This is a genomic window from Pseudomonas parafulva NBRC 16636 = DSM 17004 (assembly GCF_000730645.1).
Lineage (GTDB): Bacteria > Pseudomonadota > Gammaproteobacteria > Pseudomonadales > Pseudomonadaceae > Aquipseudomonas > Aquipseudomonas parafulva.
Genome location: NZ_BBIU01000002.1, coordinates 174009 through 191668 on the forward strand (window position 1 = coordinate 174009; position 17660 = coordinate 191668).

General features: G+C 59.3%; 22 protein-coding genes and 2 pseudogenes. 11 read left to right on the forward strand and 13 right to left on the reverse strand.

The genetic code is table 11. The annotated features are described in order from the left end of the window. Window positions 1-9: 9 nt before the first annotated feature. From hpaD to PPA02S_RS01030, 4 genes are all read right to left on the reverse strand, one after another. Window positions 10-933, reverse strand: a complete 924-nt coding sequence (gene hpaD, locus PPA02S_RS01015) for a 3,4-dihydroxyphenylacetate 2,3-dioxygenase (RefSeq protein ID WP_028634138.1) — start codon at window positions 931-933, stop codon at window positions 10-12. Between the two features lie 91 nt (window positions 934-1024). Beyond that, the gene (gene hpaE, locus PPA02S_RS01020) at window positions 1025-2485 is read right to left on the reverse strand and encodes a 5-carboxymethyl-2-hydroxymuconate semialdehyde dehydrogenase (RefSeq protein WP_028634137.1); all 1461 of its coding nucleotides are present in this window, start codon (window positions 2483-2485) and stop codon (window positions 1025-1027) included. 5 nt (window positions 2486-2490) lie between these two features. Next, window positions 2491-3258: a fumarylacetoacetate hydrolase family protein gene (locus PPA02S_RS01025; RefSeq protein WP_028634136.1), complete on the reverse strand. Its 768-nt coding sequence runs from the start codon at window positions 3256-3258 to the stop codon at window positions 2491-2493. Then, window positions 3255-3926 (reverse strand): fumarylacetoacetate hydrolase family protein, encoded by a 672-nt coding sequence (locus PPA02S_RS01030; protein ID WP_028634135.1) that lies wholly within the window; start codon window positions 3924-3926, stop codon window positions 3255-3257. The genes PPA02S_RS01025 and PPA02S_RS01030 overlap by 4 nt, the downstream gene beginning before the upstream one ends. A 169-nt stretch (window positions 3927-4095) precedes the next feature. Between PPA02S_RS01030 and hpaA the strand changes: the two genes are divergently transcribed. Next, window positions 4096-5001, forward strand: coding sequence for a 4-hydroxyphenylacetate catabolism regulatory protein HpaA (gene hpaA / locus PPA02S_RS01035; RefSeq protein WP_028634134.1), 906 nt, complete (start codon window positions 4096-4098; stop codon window positions 4999-5001). A gap of 184 nt (window positions 5002-5185) precedes the next feature. Continuing rightward, the gene (gene hpaR, locus PPA02S_RS01040) at window positions 5186-5608 is read left to right on the forward strand and encodes a homoprotocatechuate degradation operon regulator HpaR (protein ID WP_028634133.1); all 423 of its coding nucleotides are present in this window, start codon (window positions 5186-5188) and stop codon (window positions 5606-5608) included. A gap of 28 nt (window positions 5609-5636) precedes the next feature. Here the strand turns inward: hpaR and PPA02S_RS01045 are convergent, their stop codons facing one another. Continuing rightward, window positions 5637-6647, reverse strand: coding sequence for an MsnO8 family LLM class oxidoreductase (locus PPA02S_RS01045; protein WP_028634132.1), 1011 nt, complete (start codon window positions 6645-6647; stop codon window positions 5637-5639). 102 nt (window positions 6648-6749) lie between these two features. Here PPA02S_RS01045 and PPA02S_RS01050 point away from each other — a divergent pair, with 102 nt between their 5' ends. Then, window positions 6750-7952 (forward strand): Bcr/CflA family multidrug efflux MFS transporter, encoded by a 1203-nt coding sequence (locus PPA02S_RS01050; RefSeq protein WP_245614623.1) that lies wholly within the window; start codon window positions 6750-6752, stop codon window positions 7950-7952. 9 nt (window positions 7953-7961) lie between these two features. Here the strand turns inward: PPA02S_RS01050 and PPA02S_RS23525 are convergent, their stop codons facing one another. Both PPA02S_RS23525 and PPA02S_RS23530 read right to left on the reverse strand, forming a co-directional pair. Further along, window positions 7962-8717: a methyl-accepting chemotaxis protein gene (locus tag PPA02S_RS23525; protein WP_439646110.1), complete on the reverse strand. Its 756-nt coding sequence runs from the start codon at window positions 8715-8717 to the stop codon at window positions 7962-7964. 102 nt (window positions 8718-8819) lie between these two features. Further along, window positions 8820-10037 (reverse strand): annotated as a pseudogene (locus PPA02S_RS23530) (cache domain-containing protein); the annotation flags it as partial. Between the two features lie 176 nt (window positions 10038-10213). Here PPA02S_RS23530 and PPA02S_RS01060 point away from each other — a divergent pair. Continuing rightward, window positions 10214-11050: pseudogene (locus tag PPA02S_RS01060) on the forward strand (DUF4113 domain-containing protein); the annotation flags it as partial. Window positions 11051-11545: 495 nt separating this feature from the next. Here the strand turns inward: PPA02S_RS01060 and PPA02S_RS01065 are convergent. Continuing rightward, window positions 11546-11803, reverse strand: coding sequence for a hypothetical protein (locus PPA02S_RS01065; RefSeq protein WP_028634129.1), 258 nt, complete (start codon window positions 11801-11803; stop codon window positions 11546-11548). Window positions 11804-12043: 240 nt separating this feature from the next. Here PPA02S_RS01065 and PPA02S_RS01070 point away from each other — a divergent pair, with 240 nt between their 5' ends. The 5 genes from PPA02S_RS01070 to PPA02S_RS01090 all read left to right on the forward strand — a co-directional run bounded on the left by PPA02S_RS01070 (window position 12044) and on the right by PPA02S_RS01090 (window position 14497). Beyond that, entirely contained in the window at window positions 12044-12307 is a 264-nt protein-coding gene (locus tag PPA02S_RS01070) for a hypothetical protein (RefSeq protein WP_028634128.1), read from the forward strand. A gap of 128 nt (window positions 12308-12435) precedes the next feature. Then, a complete protein-coding gene (locus PPA02S_RS01075) occupies window positions 12436-12969 on the forward strand; it encodes a ClbS/DfsB family four-helix bundle protein (protein WP_028634127.1) in 534 nt (177 codons plus the stop codon). Window positions 12970-13058: 89 nt separating this feature from the next. After that, on the forward strand, window positions 13059-13367 hold the full coding sequence (locus tag PPA02S_RS01080; RefSeq protein WP_028634126.1) for a hypothetical protein: 309 nt from the start codon (window positions 13059-13061) through the stop codon (window positions 13365-13367). Between the two features lie 47 nt (window positions 13368-13414). Beyond that, on the forward strand, window positions 13415-14155 hold the full coding sequence (locus PPA02S_RS01085) for a helix-turn-helix transcriptional regulator (RefSeq protein ID WP_028634125.1): 741 nt from the start codon (window positions 13415-13417) through the stop codon (window positions 14153-14155). A gap of 18 nt (window positions 14156-14173) precedes the next feature. Then, the gene (locus tag PPA02S_RS01090; RefSeq protein ID WP_028634124.1) at window positions 14174-14497 is read left to right on the forward strand and encodes a hypothetical protein; all 324 of its coding nucleotides are present in this window, start codon (window positions 14174-14176) and stop codon (window positions 14495-14497) included. Window positions 14498-14539: 42 nt separating this feature from the next. Here PPA02S_RS01090 and PPA02S_RS01095 read toward each other — a convergent pair whose 3' ends face one another. Beyond that, window positions 14540-14767, reverse strand: a complete 228-nt coding sequence (locus PPA02S_RS01095) for a hypothetical protein (protein ID WP_028634123.1) — start codon at window positions 14765-14767, stop codon at window positions 14540-14542. A 116-nt stretch (window positions 14768-14883) separates the two neighbouring features. Next, window positions 14884-15087: a hypothetical protein gene (locus PPA02S_RS01100; protein WP_028634122.1), complete on the reverse strand. Its 204-nt coding sequence runs from the start codon at window positions 15085-15087 to the stop codon at window positions 14884-14886. Between the two features lie 180 nt (window positions 15088-15267). Here PPA02S_RS01100 and PPA02S_RS01105 point away from each other — a divergent pair, with 180 nt between their 5' ends. After that, on the forward strand, window positions 15268-15597 hold the full coding sequence (locus tag PPA02S_RS01105) for a hypothetical protein (protein WP_154660083.1): 330 nt from the start codon (window positions 15268-15270) through the stop codon (window positions 15595-15597). Between the two features lie 124 nt (window positions 15598-15721). Here PPA02S_RS01105 and PPA02S_RS23150 read toward each other — a convergent pair whose 3' ends face one another. Continuing rightward, the gene (locus PPA02S_RS23150) at window positions 15722-15889 is read right to left on the reverse strand and encodes a hypothetical protein (RefSeq protein WP_169338816.1); all 168 of its coding nucleotides are present in this window, start codon (window positions 15887-15889) and stop codon (window positions 15722-15724) included. Window positions 15890-16072: 183 nt separating this feature from the next. Between PPA02S_RS23150 and PPA02S_RS01110 the strand changes: the two genes are divergently transcribed. Next, window positions 16073-16573: a methylated-DNA--[protein]-cysteine S-methyltransferase gene (locus PPA02S_RS01110; RefSeq protein WP_028634120.1), complete on the forward strand. Its 501-nt coding sequence runs from the start codon at window positions 16073-16075 to the stop codon at window positions 16571-16573. Window positions 16574-16576: 3 nt separating this feature from the next. Here PPA02S_RS01110 and PPA02S_RS01115 read toward each other — a convergent pair whose 3' ends face one another. Both PPA02S_RS01115 and PPA02S_RS01120 read right to left on the reverse strand, forming a co-directional pair. Next, window positions 16577-16819 carry a hypothetical protein gene (locus PPA02S_RS01115; RefSeq protein ID WP_028634119.1) on the reverse strand — a complete coding sequence of 81 codons (243 nt, stop codon included), beginning with the start codon at window positions 16817-16819 and terminating at the stop codon, window positions 16577-16579. Next, complete coding sequence (locus PPA02S_RS01120) at window positions 16816-17556, reverse strand: carbon-nitrogen hydrolase family protein (protein WP_028634118.1); 741 nt, start codon at window positions 17554-17556, stop codon at window positions 16816-16818. Before PPA02S_RS01120 ends, PPA02S_RS01115 begins: the two co-directional genes overlap by 4 nt. Between the last annotated feature and the right edge of the window lie 104 nt (window positions 17557-17660).

Sequence of the window (17660 nt, forward strand, 5' to 3'; positions counted from 1 at the left end):
GCAGGTGGGTCAGAGTCGGCTGGTGGAAACCACACTCGCCGGATTCGCTGCTTGCGCAGGCGGTATGGCCGAGCCGTCCTGAGGCGTGATCGGGAAGATAGCGTTGATCTGCCCGGTACCGGATGAACCGAAGTACGGGGTCACTACCTCGGCCTTGCCGTCGTACTTCGACCAGCCGAGTACACCCAAGAGCATCGCCGTGTCGTGCATGAACCCTTCGCCGTGGCCCTTGGCCGCGTATTCAGGAAGCATCCCGCAGAATGCCTCCCATTCGGCGTTTTCCCACATTTTCACCACACGGTGATCCATGGTTTCGAGGAACGGGCTCCAGACCTTGGTGGCAAAGTCCGGCGCCTGGCCGTTCTGGGCGAAGCGGTGGGAAAGCGAGCCGCTGGCAAAGAACGCCACGGTGCCGTCGTAGTGGTCTTCCACCGCCTTGCGCATGGCCCAGCCGAGGCGAGCGCTGTCGGCCAGGTAGTGTGAGGTGCACAGCGCCGAGACCGAGATCACCTTGAAGTGTTGGTCCTGGTTCATGTAGCGCATCGGCACCAGGGTGCCGTACTCCGGGCCCAAGGTGGTGGCGTGGTGGGCCATGGTCTCGACCCCGAAGGCATTGCAGGCGTCACTCAGGATCAGGCCCAGTTCCTTGTTGCCGGGGAACTCATAGGCCATGTTGCTGATGAAGTGAGGCAGTTCGTTGGAGGTGTATACCCCCTGGAAGTGCTCGCCGCACAGGATGTGGTAGTTGGCATTGACTAGCCAGTGGGTGTCGAACACGACAATGGTGTCCACACCCAGCTCACGGCAGCGGCGGCTGATCTCGTAATGCCCGTCGATCGCGGCCTGGCGAAATCCCTGGCGAGGGCCAGGCATTTCCGATAGGTACATGCTGGGCACGTGCGTGATCTTTGCCGCTAGGGCCACTTTACCCATGATCAGACTCCTTATTGTTGTAGACCCCGTGGCGCCGGGCGGATCAGGCTGTCGTCAGAACATTGGCCCGCCCGGCGCGTTGGGTTGAAAGTCACACGCCCCAGCGCGGGATGTGGTGGCTACCCATGGAAATGCACACGTTCTTGATTTCGGCGAACACTTCAAAGCTGTACTGTCCGCCTTCGCGACCGGTGCCCGAGCCTTTCACACCACCGAACGGCTGACGCAGATCGCGCACGTTCTGGCTGTTGATGAACACCATGCCTGCCTCAATGCCGCGGGCCAGGCGGTGAGCCTTGCCAATGTCCTGGGTCCAGATATAGGAGGCCAGGCCGTACTCGGTGTCGTTGGCCAGTTGCAGCGCTTCGGCTTCGTCCTTGAATGGAATCAGGCAGACCACTGGTCCAAAGATCTCTTCCTGGGCGATGCGCATCTTGTTGTTCACGTCGGCGAACACGGTCGGCTGGACGAACTGCCCTTTGGCCAGATGTGCGGGCAGGTTGGCTGGGCGCTCCAGGCCGCCTGCAACCAGGCGTGCGCCTTCTTCCATGCCGATCTTGATGTAGCCCGTGACCTTGTCGTAGTGCGCTTGCGTGATCATCGAGCCAACCTGGGTTTTCGGGTCGGTTGGGTCGCCGACGATCAGGCGTTTGGCGCGGGCTGCGAACTCGGCGACGAACTGCGGGTACACGCTTTCCTGGATGAAGATGCGGCTGCCGGCAGTGCAGCGTTCGCCGTTCAGCGAGAAGATGGTGAACAAGGCTGCGTCCAGCGCGCGCTCAAGATCGGCATCTTCGAAGATCAGCACGGGCGATTTGCCGCCCAGTTCCATCGAGTATTTCTTCAAACCCGCAGTCTGCATGATCTTCCGACCGGTGGCGGTACCGCCGGTGAAGGAGATGGCGCGTACGTCCGGGTGGCGGACCAGCGCGTCACCGGCGGTGGCGCCGTAGCCCTGGATTACGTTCAACACGCCATTCGGAATGCCGGCTTCTACTGCCAGGCGGCCCAGCTCATTCGCCGTCAGCGGCGACAGTTCGCTCATCTTCAGTACCGCAGTGTTGCCCAATGCCAGGCACGGCGCGGTCTTCCAGGTGGCGGTCATGAACGGTACGTTCCAGGGCGACACCAGGCCACACACACCCACAGGCTGGTACAGGGTGTAGTTGAGCATCTGGTCGTCGACCGGGTAGGTGTGGCCGTCCATGCGGGTGCACACTTCGGCGAAGAAGTCGAAGTTGTGCGAGGCACGCGGGATCAGCACGTTCTTGGTCTGGTGGATCGGCAGGCCGGTGTCCAGCGTCTCCAGTTCGGCCAGTTTCGGCACGTTCTGGTCAATCAGTTCACCCAGCTTGCGCATCAGGCGGGCGCGTTCCTTCGCCGGCGTGTTGGCCCACTTCGGGAAGGCATCCTTCGCCGCAGCTACGGCCTGGGCAACTTCCTCGGCGCCGCCACTGGCGACTTCGCCGATGGCCTCGCCAGTGGCAGGGTTGTAGTTGACGAAGGTGTCTTTGCTCTCGACCTCACGGCCGTTGATCCAATGTTTGATCATGCTGCTCATGCCTTGTTGTTCTTGAAGAAGTCAGCTTCGCTGACGATGCGGTTGACCAGGCGTGCGACGCCTTCGACTTCCACCACCACTTCATCGCCCGGCACCACGTCGGCCAGGCCCTCTGGCGTGCCAGTGGCGATCATGTCGCCCGGTTGCAGGGTCATGAAGCTGGAGAAGTATTCGATCAGGTGCGGAATGTCGAAGATCATGTCCGCGGTGGTGCCTTCCTGCTTCAGCTCACCGTTGATCCAGGTGCGCAGCTTCAGGTTGCTTACATCTGGCACGTCGGCTGCGTCGACGATCCACGGGCCAACGGGGGTGGTGGCGTCGCGGTTTTTTACCCGCAGGTTGGGGCGGTAGTAGTTTTCCAGGTAGTCGCGGATGGCGTAGTCGTTGCACACGGTGTACCCGGCCACGTACTCCATGGCGTTCTCACGCTTGACGTTCTTCGCCGGCTTGCCGATGACAGCCACCAGTTCACACTCGTAGTGCATGTACTCGACGTTGTCCGGGCGCCAGGTGACCTGGTTGTGTCCGGTGTAGGTGCCGGGGGACTTGATAAACGCCAGCGGCTCGGTGGGTGGAGCGAAGGCGAGTTCTTTGGCGTGGTCGGCGTAGTTCAATCCGAGTGCGAACATGCTTCCGTTTGCCGGTGGCAGCCACTCGACCTGCCGCTCACCAAGCACTCGGCCGTCGGCCAGACGAACGGTGTTGTCGGCTTCGACGGTGACAGCATGGACGCTGCCTTCAAAACGGATACGCGCGTGTTTCATGCTGGCTCCCCCGGCTCGGCAACGATGGTGTTGGCCAGGCGGCCAAGGCCAGTGATCTCGACTTCGACGAGGTCACCAGGATGGACGTCGACACGCCCCTCCGGAGTGCCGGTGATCAGTACATCGCCCGCGTGTAGGGTCATGAACTCGCTCAGTTCGGCGATCAACTGCGGGATGCTGCGCACCAGGTTGGCGGTAGTGTTTTCCTGCACCACAGCGCCGTTCACATAGAGCTTGAGGGTCAGTTGGTGCGGGTCGGCGACTGCGGAAACCGGGATCAGGTCGGGACCAATGGAGCAGAAGCCGTCGCGGCACTTGGCCTTGACCGCAGGGCGGTAGTAGCTGTCTTCCGGCAGGCTGTACTCATTGACGATGGTGAAGCCGGCCACGTGGGTCATCGCATCGTCGGCACTCACCCGGGTCGCGTCCTTGCCGATCACCACGCCCAAGGCCGGGCCTGGTTGCAAGCGTTCACCGGCTGGGTGGATTACGTCGCGACCGTGGGCATTACGGGTGTTGGGCGTCTTGATAAAGAGCACCGGCTTGACCGGCGCCTGTTTGTATGGCGGCTTCTCGAATTCGGCCAGACGCTGCTGTAGCAGACCGTTGTAGTTCAGCGCTACGCCGAACACGGTGCCGTTCGCAACGTCATGCAACGCATGGCTCATGCTTTTCTCCTGGCGGTGGTGGAGCAGCATGCTGCCCCGCAAAGTCGTTAATGTGTTAATGTTATAGTTAATATGTTAACGATGGTCAAGGCTTCCGTTGTAGCTCCCGCTTGGCGGGTGCACCATGAGCCTTGGCAATTTGGGTCAAGTCACTGGCGGACAACCAGCAATGAGCAATCGGCATCCCATTCCGAACATCAACATCGGTCAGGTTTACGACCAGCGCTACAGTGAGAGCGAGGTGCATCACGACCGGCTGGGCAACCTCGCCGGATTTTTCGGACGCAACATGCCGGTGCACCGCCACGATCGCTTCTTTCAAGTGCACTACGTGAAGTCCGGCACTGTGCGGGTGTATCTGGATGACCAGCAGTTCATCGAATCCGGGCCGATGTTCTTCCTTACCCCGCCGACCGTGACTCACTCTTTCGTCACCGATCCGGACAGCGACGGGCATGTACTCACCGTACGCCAGCAATTGGTTTGGCAATTGATCGAGGCAGATGCCAGCCTGTTGCCGATGGGAATGCAGGTGCGGCCGGCGTGTGTGGCGCTGGCCAACGTGCCGGTGGCGGATCAGGCCGAGGCGCGGCGCCTGGAAACCTGGCTGGAGGCGCTCAGCGATGAGTTCGCCAGCTCTAATCCGGGACGTGATGCGGCGCTGCAATCGCTCACGCGGCTGATCATGATCAGCTTGTTGCGGCTTTGCCCCAACTCGCGCGAGGCGACTCCGGCCCGTCATGAAGACTTGAAGATATTCCATCGCTTCAACGCGCTGATCGAGGCGCACTATCTTGAGCATTGGCCGCTGGCGAGCTATGCCGCACAGATCGGGGTGACTGAAGCGCGGCTCAACGACATTTGCAGGCGAATCGCCGATCTGCCATCCAAACGCCTGGTGCTGGAACGGCTGATGCAGGAGGCCAGACGCTTGCTGCTTTTCTCCGGCAGTTCGGTGAATGAAGTCTGCTATCAGCTCGGGTTCAAGGACCCGGCCTATTTCAGCCGTTTCTTCAATCGGTATGCGGGACTCACACCGGGCGAGTATCGGCAGCGGCAGGCGGAGTTGCAGTGAGGTGGCCACGTGGCGATACCTGCAAGGAATTGTCGTTGTTTGAGAGCGATGCTCGCAGCTTGCAGGGCGGGCTTGAATGGGTTTTCCGTGGAAGAGATTGCACTTTCCATAGGCTGGGGCAGTTGTCGCACTCGTCAGATGTCCCTAATCTTGGCAGCTGGATCAAATAGCACAGGCTATACTCATGACCGAGACTCGCCCTTCACTGACGCTGAGCTTGTTGCAGGCCCGCGAAGCCGCAATGGCATTTTTCAGGCCGCTGCTCAATGAGCACGATCTGACAGAGCAGCAATGGCGGGTAATTCGCATCCTGCACCAGCAGGGCGAGTTGGAAAGCCACCAGCTGGCGCACTTGGCTTGCATCCTCAAGCCGAGCATGACCGGGGTTGTCAGCCGCCTGGAGCGGGATGGGCTGGTGTGCCGACGCAAGGGCACCGAAGATCAACGTCGAGTGTTCGTGACGCTAACCGATTCCGGCCGCGCGAGTTTCGATGCCATGCGTGAAGGAATGGAAGCCAACTACCGCAAAATCCAGGCGCAGTTCGGTGAAGATAAACTTCAGCAACTGCTGCAGTTGCTTAACGAGCTCAAACGCGTTGAGCCGTGAGCCCGGCCTGCGTTGATCAATCCAGAGGTCAGGGCTGATCACCTGCGAGCAATTGATAGCTGCGCAGTCGGTCTTCGAAGCGATGGGTAACGGTGACGATGCCGATTTCATTGCATTCGAAGTCTCGCGCAAATTCGGCAATCCTGCGTCGGCAGGTCTGCGCCGAGCCCACCACCATACCCGCCAAGGTTTCATCGTAGTTGGCACGTTCAACCTGGTTCATCTGCCTGTAGCGTTGCTGCACCTCAGCAGGGCTGAGGAGAACCTCGCGTGGCGTCCTGCCGGCGCTGAGTTTTCGGTATACCGCCGTGCCGGCGATGTAGCGGGCCTCTTCATCCGTACTCGCGCAGATAGCCGCGACCGCTAGAAGACCGGGGGGAGGGCTGACCCGTGCAGCATGCCGCCATGCCCCTCTGTGATCGTCAAAAATCCGCGGCGTGCAGGCGCTTGGGGTGATGAACTGCGCCAGGGCCAAGCCCATTCCCAGTTGACCGGCCAGTTGGGAACTGCCCCCGCCGGAGCCCAGCATCCAAAGCGAGGGTATCGACTCGGGCGGCAAATCGAAGGTAAGGACGTGATAAGCGTGACCGGCGGGGAAGCCGTCTCGCAGAAATGCACACAGCATGGCGGCCTGCGTAGGGAACTGATCGACATCCGGCACGAAGCCTGGCACGGCCAGCGCGTGGCTGCTCAAGGCGCTGCCGCCGGGCGCGCGTCCGATGCCAAGATCTATCCGACCAGGAAAAAGTCCGCCGAGCAATGCAAAGGTCTCCGCCACTTTATAGGGGCTGTAATGGCTCAGCATTACACCGCCGCTGCCAACGCGCATGCTGCGAGTAGCGCTGGCGATACGGGTGAGGAGGATCTCCGGCGCTGTGCCGCTGAACTGGATACTGTTGTGATGCTCTGCCAACCAGTAGCGGTGGTAGCCGAGCCGCTCGCATTCGATGGCCAGCTCCAGCGAAAGCCCAGGTGCAGTGAGAAGGGTGTGGTGCTGATGAACCGGTGATTGGTCAATTACGGTCAGGAGCAGGGTCACGGGCGTTACTCATCGGGAGATCATTAAATTGTTAACCATTCTGCCGCTTTGAAGGCAGAATGTTAAGAAGTTATCGAATTCATCTCACATGACGGAGCAATGATGTTGAGTCACCCTGGTCGCCTGATCGTCCTGCTCGCCGCCCTTGTGGCGTTCGCCCCCCTGTCAATCGACACTTACCTGCCGAGTCTGCCGACCATTGCGGTTGACCTGGGTGCAAGCGCCAGTGGCGTGCAGCTCACCATCGGTGCGTTTCTCGCCGGATTGTGCATTGGCATGATGTTTCATGGACCCTGCTCGGATCGCTTCGGCCGGCGGCCGGTTCTGATTTGGGGGATGGTCCTGTATCTGGGAGCAACCATCGGCTGCATGTTCGCCGAGAACATTGAAGCGCTGATCGGGTGGCGCTTCTTGCAGGCGTTGGGTGGTGCTGCTGCGTCAGTGTTGGCTCGAACGATCGTGCGTGACGTTTTCTCGATCGGTCAGGCGGCGCGTACGCTATCGCTTATGCACCTGGTCACCATGTTGGCGACGCTCGTCGCACCCTTGGCAGGTGGGTTATTGATGCAATTGCACAGCTGGCGAAGCATCTTTGCCGCATTGTTCGCTTTCGCCGCGGTATGCCTGCTCGCCAGCCTTCGCTATATACCTGAGACTCATCCTGCCGAGCGGCGCGTTGGGTCGCTCGGTACAGCATTGGCCGGATACTGGCAGATCGCGTGCAACGCCCAGGCGCTCGCTTACATCTTGTGCATGGGCTTGTCGTTCGGCGGTATGTTTGCATTCATCACCGCGTCTCCCTATGTGTACATCGAATACTTTCAGATTTCGCCTCAAGGCTACGGCTGGCTCTTCGGACTGAACATTTTCGGAGTGATTATCGTGACGCTCATTAATGCGCGTCTGGTGACGCGTTTCGGACCACTGGCAATGCTGGGCGCTGGTGCGGCGATCGTCAGCGTTGCGGTGCTTGGACTCAGTGTGGTGGCAAGTACCGAGGCGCCTGGTCTGATCGGGATCGTGTTGCCGGTGGTGTTGTTTGTGAGTGTCACTGGCTTGATGGGCGCCAACTGTGTGGCTAGCTTGCTGAAGCTGTTCCCCAACAATGCCGGCGCCGCCGCCGGGCTGGCGGTATCCAGCCAGTTCGCCCTCGGTGCGGCATTCAGCGCATGGGTGAGTAGTTTGGCTGACGGCTCGCCCCGCCCGATGTGCTGGGTGATTGCAGCAGCAGGGGCGGGTTCGGTGCTCTGTTATGTGTGGCTCAGAGCGCGCTCAAGGACCGCTGAGCAGAGGCGAGCAGCCTGATCGCCAGACTCAGACTTTAAAGCGTCCGAGCAGTGCCTGCTGGCCAACAGCAAGAACATTCATTTGCTGGCTGATGGCCGATGATTGCTTGGCCTGCTTCGACAGTTCGCTCACCACTTCGTTGACGGCTTCGACGTTACGGCTGATCTCCTCGGCAACGCTACTTTGCTCTTCAGCAGCGCAAGCGATCTGGGTGTTCATGTCGGTAATGGTACCGACTGCCTGGCGAATTTGATCAAGCGCCTGGAGCGCCTGGCGCGTTTGTTCAACATTACGGTGCGCTTGGTCATTGCTCTGCTGCATGGATTGACTGAGGTCATGGGTACCTTCGCGGAGGTTGTCGATTAAGCCCGCGATCTCACCCACAGAGGCTTGTGTACGCATTGCCAATGCTCTGACCTCGTCCGCTACGACAGCGAAGCCGCGCCCGGCATCGCCTGCCCGGGCAGCCTCAATGGCGGCATTAAGCGCAAGCAGGTTGGTTTGCTGGGCGATGGATAGAATCACGTCGAGCACTGACCCGATCCGCTCGCTGCTCACCGCCAGGCTGCGCAAACGCTCCATGGCTTCGGCCATCCCGACGGCGAGCGCATTTATATTCCCAACCGACTGCTCGATCACCTGCGCGCCAGTCCCCGTGGCTTGCTCGGCATAACGTGCAGCATCTGCCGCGCGTGCCGCACCTTCAGCCGCAGCCTGAGCGGTTGCTGACATTTCCTGAATAGCAGTAGCCATTTGCTCGATTTCCGTGGCTTGTTGGTGCATGCCACGGCTGGTTTCGACCGCGATAGTCTGCGATTTGTCGGCAGTACTGCGAGTATCGTGGACGGCCTGCTGAGCCTGGGCGATGACCGGTTGAAGTCGATCAAGGAAAAGGTCAAAGGCACCGCATAAATGGCCTAGCTCATCACGGCCGCTGTACGCCAGACGTCGTGTGAGATCTCCGTCGCCATCGGCGATGGCATGCAGCAGTTCGGCGACGCGTGAAATCGGGCGGGTCAGGCTGCGAGAAGCCCATCCCATAATCAATACCCCTGTCAGCGTCAGCAGCAAACCTAGGCCGACTGCAACACCGAGGCTTTTCACCTGTTGCGCCTGCATTTGCTCTTTCAAACGTTGCAGCGGGGCCTCAAGAACCCGTGAGGGTACCGATACCTCGATTAGCCAGGGGAGGGCCTCGGCAATCGGCGCGAAGGGGACAGTAACGTTGAGGTAGCCTGAGTGGGCTTGCGACGCCTTCAGCGTGCCGAGTCGCTGCGGCTGACCGGTGTCGGCCGCTACCACGCCCGCGGGGCTCAGAATCGACAACATGCCTTGCCCTTCGTAAAGGCCTGCACTGGCCGCCGCGGCTTCCTCCTGAAGCTTGTCCAGCGCAATATCCAGCCCTAACACCCCAAGCAATTGCCCGTTGACGATGAGCGGTACGGTCACACTGGTCACCAGTCGAGGAGTGCCGCTTGAGTCGTCCAGGTAGGGTTCCAATACGCACGCCTGCAAACTTTTACGCGAGCAGACGTAGAAGGCGTTAGCGGAGGCTCCGGTAGGACCGATTGATGTATCGGCCAATAGGGATTCGTCGGCCGAAACCGCTTGAAGCTGCCCGGGTGTTGGTTGTAGCCAATATTGGGTAAAGCGGCCACGGTCGTTTCCGCCTAGCGCCGTCTGGCCTGCGAAATCTGCGTCATGTCCGTCCAGCGCGTTCCGCTCGAATATCACGAACAGGCCAAGCAAGTCCCTGCGTTCGCCAATGGCATCATGCAGCAACCTTGAGAGCTCCTGACGCATGACAATGGCGGCGGCATAATCGCTTATGGTCTGCGCACGCAGATGGAGGAGATGCCGGGCTACGCCTTGGGCAAATTCGAAGCTCTGGCCAAATCGCTGTTGGACCTTCAGCGCTTGCACTTGCCCTTCGGCCTGCAACGTGTCTTGGGCCGCCGTACGCAAAAGATCGCCCGACGTGCTGGCGATGCTTTGTACGTCGCTACGGCGCTGCTCCTGTGATAGCCAAGCTAGTATTCCCACGACGGACACCAGACAGATGCTGCTCAATAACGTGATCTTGATCCGAATACTTAAATTCATAGTTTCCCTTGCCACCTAAGCCGAGCTGCTCGGCGAAAGGTACCGGGACTGACAACCAAACCCTATAGACTCAGACTCTATGGCAGGGGCGCTCAAATGTACGGCAGGCGTTGACAAGTCGCCGTTCGGTGTATCAAAAGTGGCTACAACTCATCTGGCCTGATTGGAGTTGGCCGCTTGTCAAGCTGGCCAATCACATGGCCAAGAGGCTGTTGAGCCAAACGGACGGTGTGATCGACATTACCGACCCGGTCAAGCGTGACTGGGTGTTGCGTAACTCCAAGGCCAGTGATGTGTGGGGTATTGGCCGCAAGATGAACGCCCACCTGGAGGCCATGGGCATCTACACGGCAATGGACCTTGCCAGGGCCGACGCCCGTACCCTTCGGCAGAAGTTCAGTGTGGTGGTGGAAAAGACCGCCCGTGAACTGGGGGGCACACCGTGCCTGGAACTGGAAGATGTTGAGATGGCCAAGCATGAGATCTGCAGTAGCCGTATGTTTGGTGAACGCTTGAGCGACCTGCCGTCGATCAAGCAGGCAGTGGCCACTTATGTGGGGCGCGCTGCGCAAAAGCTGCGGGCACAGGGCTCGCTGTGCAAGCGCATGCGCGTGAGCATCCGCACCGGCATGTTCAACCCCAATGAAGCGCATCACGCCCAGGGCGCGCTGGTTGAACTGCCGTACCCTACCTGTGACACCTTGTTGATGACGCGGCTGGCCAGCCAGGCGGTCGAGCAGGTGTTCAGGCCCGGGTTTCGTTACAGCAAAGCCGAAGTACTGCTGATGGGCCTGCGAGCCCCTGGCGACTTTTCAGGTGACCTGTTCGCGGCGCGACAGCCGCCGACCCGTGACCGCGCGATGCAGGTGATGGATGACATCAATCAGCGGTGGGGCAGGGGAACGCTGCGGGTTGCCAGCGTGCCGCTGGTACCTGCCTGGGGTATGAAAAGAGAAATGATGAGCCAGTCCTATACGACACGTATTGATCAGCTGTGGACCATCAGAGGCTGAACTGGCCTACGCCGTAATGAACGCGAAGATTTGGCGAACTGCCGGGCTGCCAGGGTGCCCAATGCTCATCAACCCAAGGAGAGCGACATGACCGAGCCAAAACGTGACCAGCAGGACAACCAGGTGCCTGCCCACTCGACCGAAGAAGAGAAGGCACGCCTGAAGGACAAGAACAAAGACGGTATTCCACCCGGCGCCGAGTGATGGCTGAAGCGTTTCTGCCCTGTTTCCCCCGAGCATGGGTGAACTTCTTCACACGGCAGTTGCTCTGATCTTCGCACCGCGTGCCCAGCACGGGGTGAAAGAATATCGACCCTTGCCAACAGGTTCAGTCACATGTTTTCGGAAGACTTTTACGGGGTTTATCTGGTCGTCGAAGCGGTGTTGGTGTTTACCGTGCTGGCGATCGCCGTGCACTGGAATCAGGACGCCTGAAAAAGGGGCGGAACTGGCCCGCCCTTTTTGCTTGCGCCTCATTTGGCGGTGGGCACGTCGTTAACCTCTGATCACTTCAAGACGGGCGCGGCCCGCCTCGGTGATCGCATTCTCACCTTCGTCACTGATGCGGTAGCGTCCTGACGGCATTTTGCTTATCGAGAACCGCACCAGTCCGCTACGCGACAGGGCTTCGCCCGCCTCAAAACTCATGGCGCACTCCAAATCGAATAACTTGATTTCACCGATTTTGTAGCGAGAAAACGCTATCAGGGCGAGGTCTAGCGCCTCTTGATTGACGTTTTGAACATGTTCCATTTGACTTCCTAGTTCGTGAGAGGCCCGGTCCGTGGGCATATGCAACGGACCGAGACAGTTCGTCGAATGGCCAACGCTACTATGCCGGCGTGGGGCGGGGTACTGGCATTGCATCCACACTGGATGCAAACCCAGCGCCGGACCGGGCGTTAAACTATTTTCACATCGTGGTTTATCCGCAAGCCATCATCTATGTTTGGGGTGTGGGAACCTCCACACTTTTTTGAAGGAAGCGCTGAAATGCTCAAAAAAACGGTTGCCGCTGTTGCCATTGCTTTCGCCGCCGTCATGACGATGTCCGCCGCGCAAGCAGAAGGGGATGTAGCGAAAGGTGTTCGCCACGATGTCCGTGAAGTGGATAAAGGCGCCGATCACGCGGGTAAGGAAATCAGCAAAGGTGTTAAGCATGATGGCAAGGAAATTGATAAGGGCGCCAGCCACATGAACAAGGAACGCCACAAGGCGGGCAAGCATATTGATAAAGAGGTCAAGAAAGACTTCTGATCCGGTAAAAGTCGCTGAGGCGTTTTGCGGGCAAGTCCGCTTCCACACGAATGTTGGGGGCGCCGATTTGCCCGCTATTACTGTAGGCAGCGATTTAAAACGCCCGATGCTCAGTGGAGAGGCGTGACGTGGCGATACCGCAAAACAAGCAGCAACTCATCGAGGCCATTCGCCTCAATTATTCGCGTTTGGAGGCAGACCTGGCAGACATCCCCATTGCCCGCACACGTGAAGCTTCTCTGGCGGGGCATGCGCAGGGGACCTCAATGAGTCTCTCGGACCTGCTCGCCTATTTGGTAGGTTGGAACCGGCTGGTGATCAAATGGTGCAACGCCAAAGCCAGGGGGCTGCCTGTCGACTTTCCAGAAACGGGGTATAAGTGGAATGAGTTAGGTCGCCTCGCACAACGATTTTATACGGAGGGGGCAGGGCTTACCTTTATCCAGTTACGTGAGCAACTGGCTTGTGTAAACGCCGAGATTCTGGCCTTGCTTGAACATGAAACCGACGACTCCCTGTACGGCCGCCCTTGGTACGAGCGGTACAGCAAAGGGCGGATGATCCAGTTGAACACGGCGTCCCCTTACGCCAATGCGCGTAAACGCGTGCGTCAGTGGAAGAAAGCGCTGGGCGCCGAACCGACCTCCCTGCGGGCGCCCTGATCAGGTTTTGCATTTGCCCTGCGCGCCCGCAATAATCGGCCCTTTTAACGGAGGTGGTGGTTGTGCAGGCACGAAGCGTTGTAGCCGAAATGTTCATCGGGATACCGACGCACTTCTGGGTGTTGCCCGTTGCCGGCCTGGTCGCGTTTTATGGGCTCAAGTGGTCCGGTAAAGCGGCGGGGCGTGCCAAGGCCATACAGGTGATCACGTACGCGCTGCTGATTGCGTTGGCCGTGGTCCCCAATGGCATTTATGCGCTCCTGCCGCCAGCGCCCGGGCCAGAGCAGCTTATGAATCAGCAGCCACTGCCCAACTATGCAGGGCGCTTTTACCTGGACGCGTTCTATGTCTTCGGCGGCTGGGCCTTGAGCAAAGTCGTGAAGCTCAGGTTTCGCTGAGGATGGCGCGTTGGCTGGAGTCAACCCTATGACTGCGAGCCACCAGGGTGCGTAAAGCTGACCGTCTGTTTCAGCTTGTGAACCTGATCAGGGTGCATCAGCCTATTTCCGCAGAGCGCCTTGCAGAGCGCATGGGTGTTTCAGTGCGTTCCGTTTACCGATATGTAGACGATGTATCTGTTTCGGGCATCCCGGTCTATGGCACGCCAGGTATTGGCTATGCGTTGGATGCCGATTTTGAGATGCCTCCGTTGACCCTGAATCGCCTGGAGGTGGATGCCTTGATGCTGGGGATGGAAATGCTCGCCTGCACGGCTGACCCAGCCATGGCGCAAGCAGCGAACATGCTCCTGAGTAAGGTGGGGGCAACGTTGACCCAGCACAAGATGGACTCAGCAGATGCCAAGGTGCGGGCACTGGGCGGTATGGCATTGAAAACACGCGCACACTTGGCCGATTTGCGCACAGCCTCGGAACAGCAGCGCCCGGTGCAGATCGTGTACACGAGCTTGCACGGCCTCATCTCGCAGCGAAATATCTACCCGCTGGGGCTGTTTTATTGGGGCGGAAAATGGACAGTTGGCAGTTGGTGCTGCAGCAAAGCGGCTTATCGTGATTTCCGGGTAGATTGCATCGAATCGGTTTCGCTGGCCTATCAGCCAATAGCGCTTCCCGCTGGCATCGGGCTCAAGGCCTACATGCAGTTTCAGACAAAACAATGGAAAGCCAAAACACTCACTGACAGTACGCTGTCAGTAGGCATGGCGGACACTGGGCCTTCTCCATAACTGAGAAGGACCCAAGCCATGTACTATCCGGACGCTGTACTGGAAGTCGCCATTTTCACCGTCAAAGCAGAGTTCGAGTCGCAGATGCCCGCGTTGCGCGCGGGGCTGAGGGAAGTATTGAAAGCGTTCCCTGGGCTGGTCCAGTACGGGGCGTATTGCCCAATCAGTAATGACCGTGTATTTGCTGATCTGGCAGTATGGGACAGCCTGGAGAGTGCACGGCGCGTAGCGGATGCGTTCAACGCCGGCGACATGCGATTTGCCCCCTATATGCAGGCCATTGAGCAATTAACGTTCATGAGTCATTTCGCACTAGAGCCGCAAGAGGGCCGGAGGGACTGACGGCAATAGCAAGTCCGGCCCCCTTATTTGCGACCCTACTTTTCAAGCGCTGTCAGGCAGCGCATCGGCCGCCTCGAGTTTGGCCGCAAGGGTGCGAAGTTCATCCACTACGTGGCTAATCGACGCAATATGTGCGTTTACATCGAGGTGCTCTTGCGCACTGCCACGGGCCTGCATGAACCTGACGTGCCCATTCATGGCCTGCCTCAGCCCATCCAGATGGTCTGCGGTTCTGACCAGGTCCGCTTTGATGCTGTGAAGCGTTTCCATAGGGCAAGGCACTCCATTGATAGTGGCTTCAGCGGTACCCAGAGCATCGCTGGTGTACCGCTTGGAGTGCAACTATTTTGTGCTTTGCCGGCTATGGGTAAGGAGGGGCGAATGGCTCAGTTGTCCGGTGCCTGTACGTTCAGCACCGACCCTTTGTCATCCGTTGCCAGTATCCCGCCCGCTGTACCCCCGTGGGCGCTGATTTCAGCCAGGGGCATCTCTGCGTGTCGGAAGATTTGATGACCTTGCTCCCCCACTCTGAGGGTGACGAGTTTTCCGTTTTGATAAAAAAACAATGTGCTGCTGTCCTGTTTAGGCATGGTGCGAACTCCCAGTCGGGTGTGGATCATTGCGGGTGGTCAATGCCACTGTCGCAGCCCTGTGAGTACCGTGCTACTGGTAAAACTGTCAGTTGTCGGCGTATACCCCTGCTTTGGTTTGATTAGCCACCTTCAGTACCACTGGGTAGAATGCGGCAAACTTCAAGGGGCCTCCTGTATATGCCTATCTTTCGTAACGCGCTCTTCGGGGCGTTAGCCATAACCTTGGCGGGGTGTGCAACGCCTGGTAAACCTACGGCAAGCAAATTGACCGGCAAATCCCCGCAGCAGTATGCCGCCTGTGTCATGCCCAAATGGCAGGCCCTGATGCCAAATGCTACGCAGAAATCCATTCCTCATGGCGTGCGCATGACGGCGCCGAGCGCTGTTGCTACCGATGATGTGCTTGAGGTGATAGAGTCGGGCGACGGTAGCCGAGCGACCTTTTACAAAGGGAGTTTCTTGTCTGGAGACAAACTTCGGCAGGCGGCCAAAGAGTGCCTTGACTGATACGGTTTTAGCGTGGCCTCAGGGCAATAAGATCACACCAACCTATAGCGGAAGTAGATATCGGAAGGGGATGGCGGTCCTTCGCCGCTTGCCGGGCCGTTAGTCTGCTGGCGGGTTCCGGGCTTCATTGCAGCAATGCAGGTTTGCGGGCCTTGCGCCGTACCACATTGCATACCCACCGTTTGCCACAGCGGTAGGGTGCTCGGATGAACGTCAGGTCCGAAATCAGGCGCGCTCCTTGGGCCTTGAGCGTTTGGGCGAGCTCCGCCAGTGTCTTGGCTTCAATGGTCATGATTCACCTCGTCATATTGGCTACGTTCATAATTGTTGACAGGGTGGTAATCAAAGTAATTCAGTTCAATTGGGGTTAGTCGGTTGGTGATAGCAGCCATTCGGATAGTGACCGCAAGAATGTGCGCGTTAGCTCGCCGACACAGGCGTACATTGGCCTTGTACCCCCTTCAGGAGCCCAGGAATGACCAGCGTTTTTACACACATGCATTCGCCCGTCGGCAGGTTGATGCTGGTGTCCCGCAATCAGCGGCTGGCCGCTGTGCTGTGGGAAGAAGAACGCGAAAACCGTGTGCGCCTGGGGCCCTTGGTCGAGCAGGAAGACTGCCCTGTACTGATTGATACAGCGTGTCAGCTGGGCGAATATTTCAGCGGCCAACGCCAGCGATTCGAACTGCCACTGGACTTCGCCGGCACCGATTTCCAGCGCCGGGTGTGGAGCGCGCTGCTCACCATCCCTTTCGGTGAAACCCGCAGTTACAGCGAGATTGCGCGGCAGATCGGCAGCCCCAGCGCGGTGCGTGCAGTAGGAGCTGCCAATGGCCGCAACCCGATTTCGATTATCGCCCCCTGCCATCGGGTAATTGGGGCGTCGGGGCACCTCACCGGGTTTGCCGGCGGCCTGCCGGCCAAGCAGTTTCTGCTGGCGCTGGAGGGCCGTCAGAGCCTGGCACTTGACCTGTGAGTGTCAAACCAGCCAATGCACCACCAGGCAGGCCAGTGCCGCTAGCGGCGTGCCAGCAATGAGGGTGTAGTGCTTTTGAGCCAGGCGCATGCGCACGTGCACCGCACGCAGGTATTCGCCGGGGGGCGGCGCGTCGGGGCGGTGACGCAGCCCTTCGGCAATGTCCGCCAGCTGGCCGTTCAACAGCAGCCCGACCACGTAGTAAGTCAGGGCATAGCTCAACAGGGCCAGAAACCCGTAGATCATGCAGACGTGTCCATGGCAAATACCGACGCGCTGGCGGCGTCAGTGTCCAGTAGAAGCAGCCCTTCACGCTGCTCATCAAGGTGCGCCAGCAGGCGCCCGTCGCTGCCCCACGCTGCAGAGCCACCTGCACCGATGAAGGTGTCGGCAGGGCCGACGCAATTGGCCATGAGTACGGTCATCCCTAGCTCCCGAGCCACTTGAGGGTAATGGGTGTAGCCCTCGCGTATACCCTTGGCGGTTTTGGCGACACTGACCATATACAGGTCGGCACCCTGGTCGTGAGCGGCGGCGGCATGGGCCATGAACATCGACTCAAAGCAGATCGCAGGGGCAACACTGTGCCCGGCTATGCGCAGCAACAGGCCCTCGTCGCCAGGGCAGAAATAGGGCAGTTCATCATCGTGCAGGCGGCGTTTGGCATAAGCCTGGCGCTGTGCACAAGGGCTGAAGATGGGCATGCCGATGCGGATGCCATTGGGCGTGGGCAGCGGCAAACCCACTGCCACCGTGACGCCCAGCCTGTCGCAGGCGGCCTGCAACGGGTCAAGGCGGGTCGAGGACAGCGGCAGGGCAGCCTGTCGCGCCAGGGTCGGCTGGTAACCTGTGAGCGACAGTTCAGGGAACACGACGAGTTCGGCGCCCACGTTCGCCGCCTGTTCGATACAGGCCACATGGCGCTGGACGTTGCCCGGCACATCACCTTTGAGCGACGCAAGTTGAACGGCGCACAGTAGCATCGACAGCCCTTCCCTGGTGCAGGTTGAAAGGCCGAGCATACTACCGGCACGCACGTTGTGCCATGCTGAGCAGAGGAGAGCGCACGTGAACCACGTTACCCATT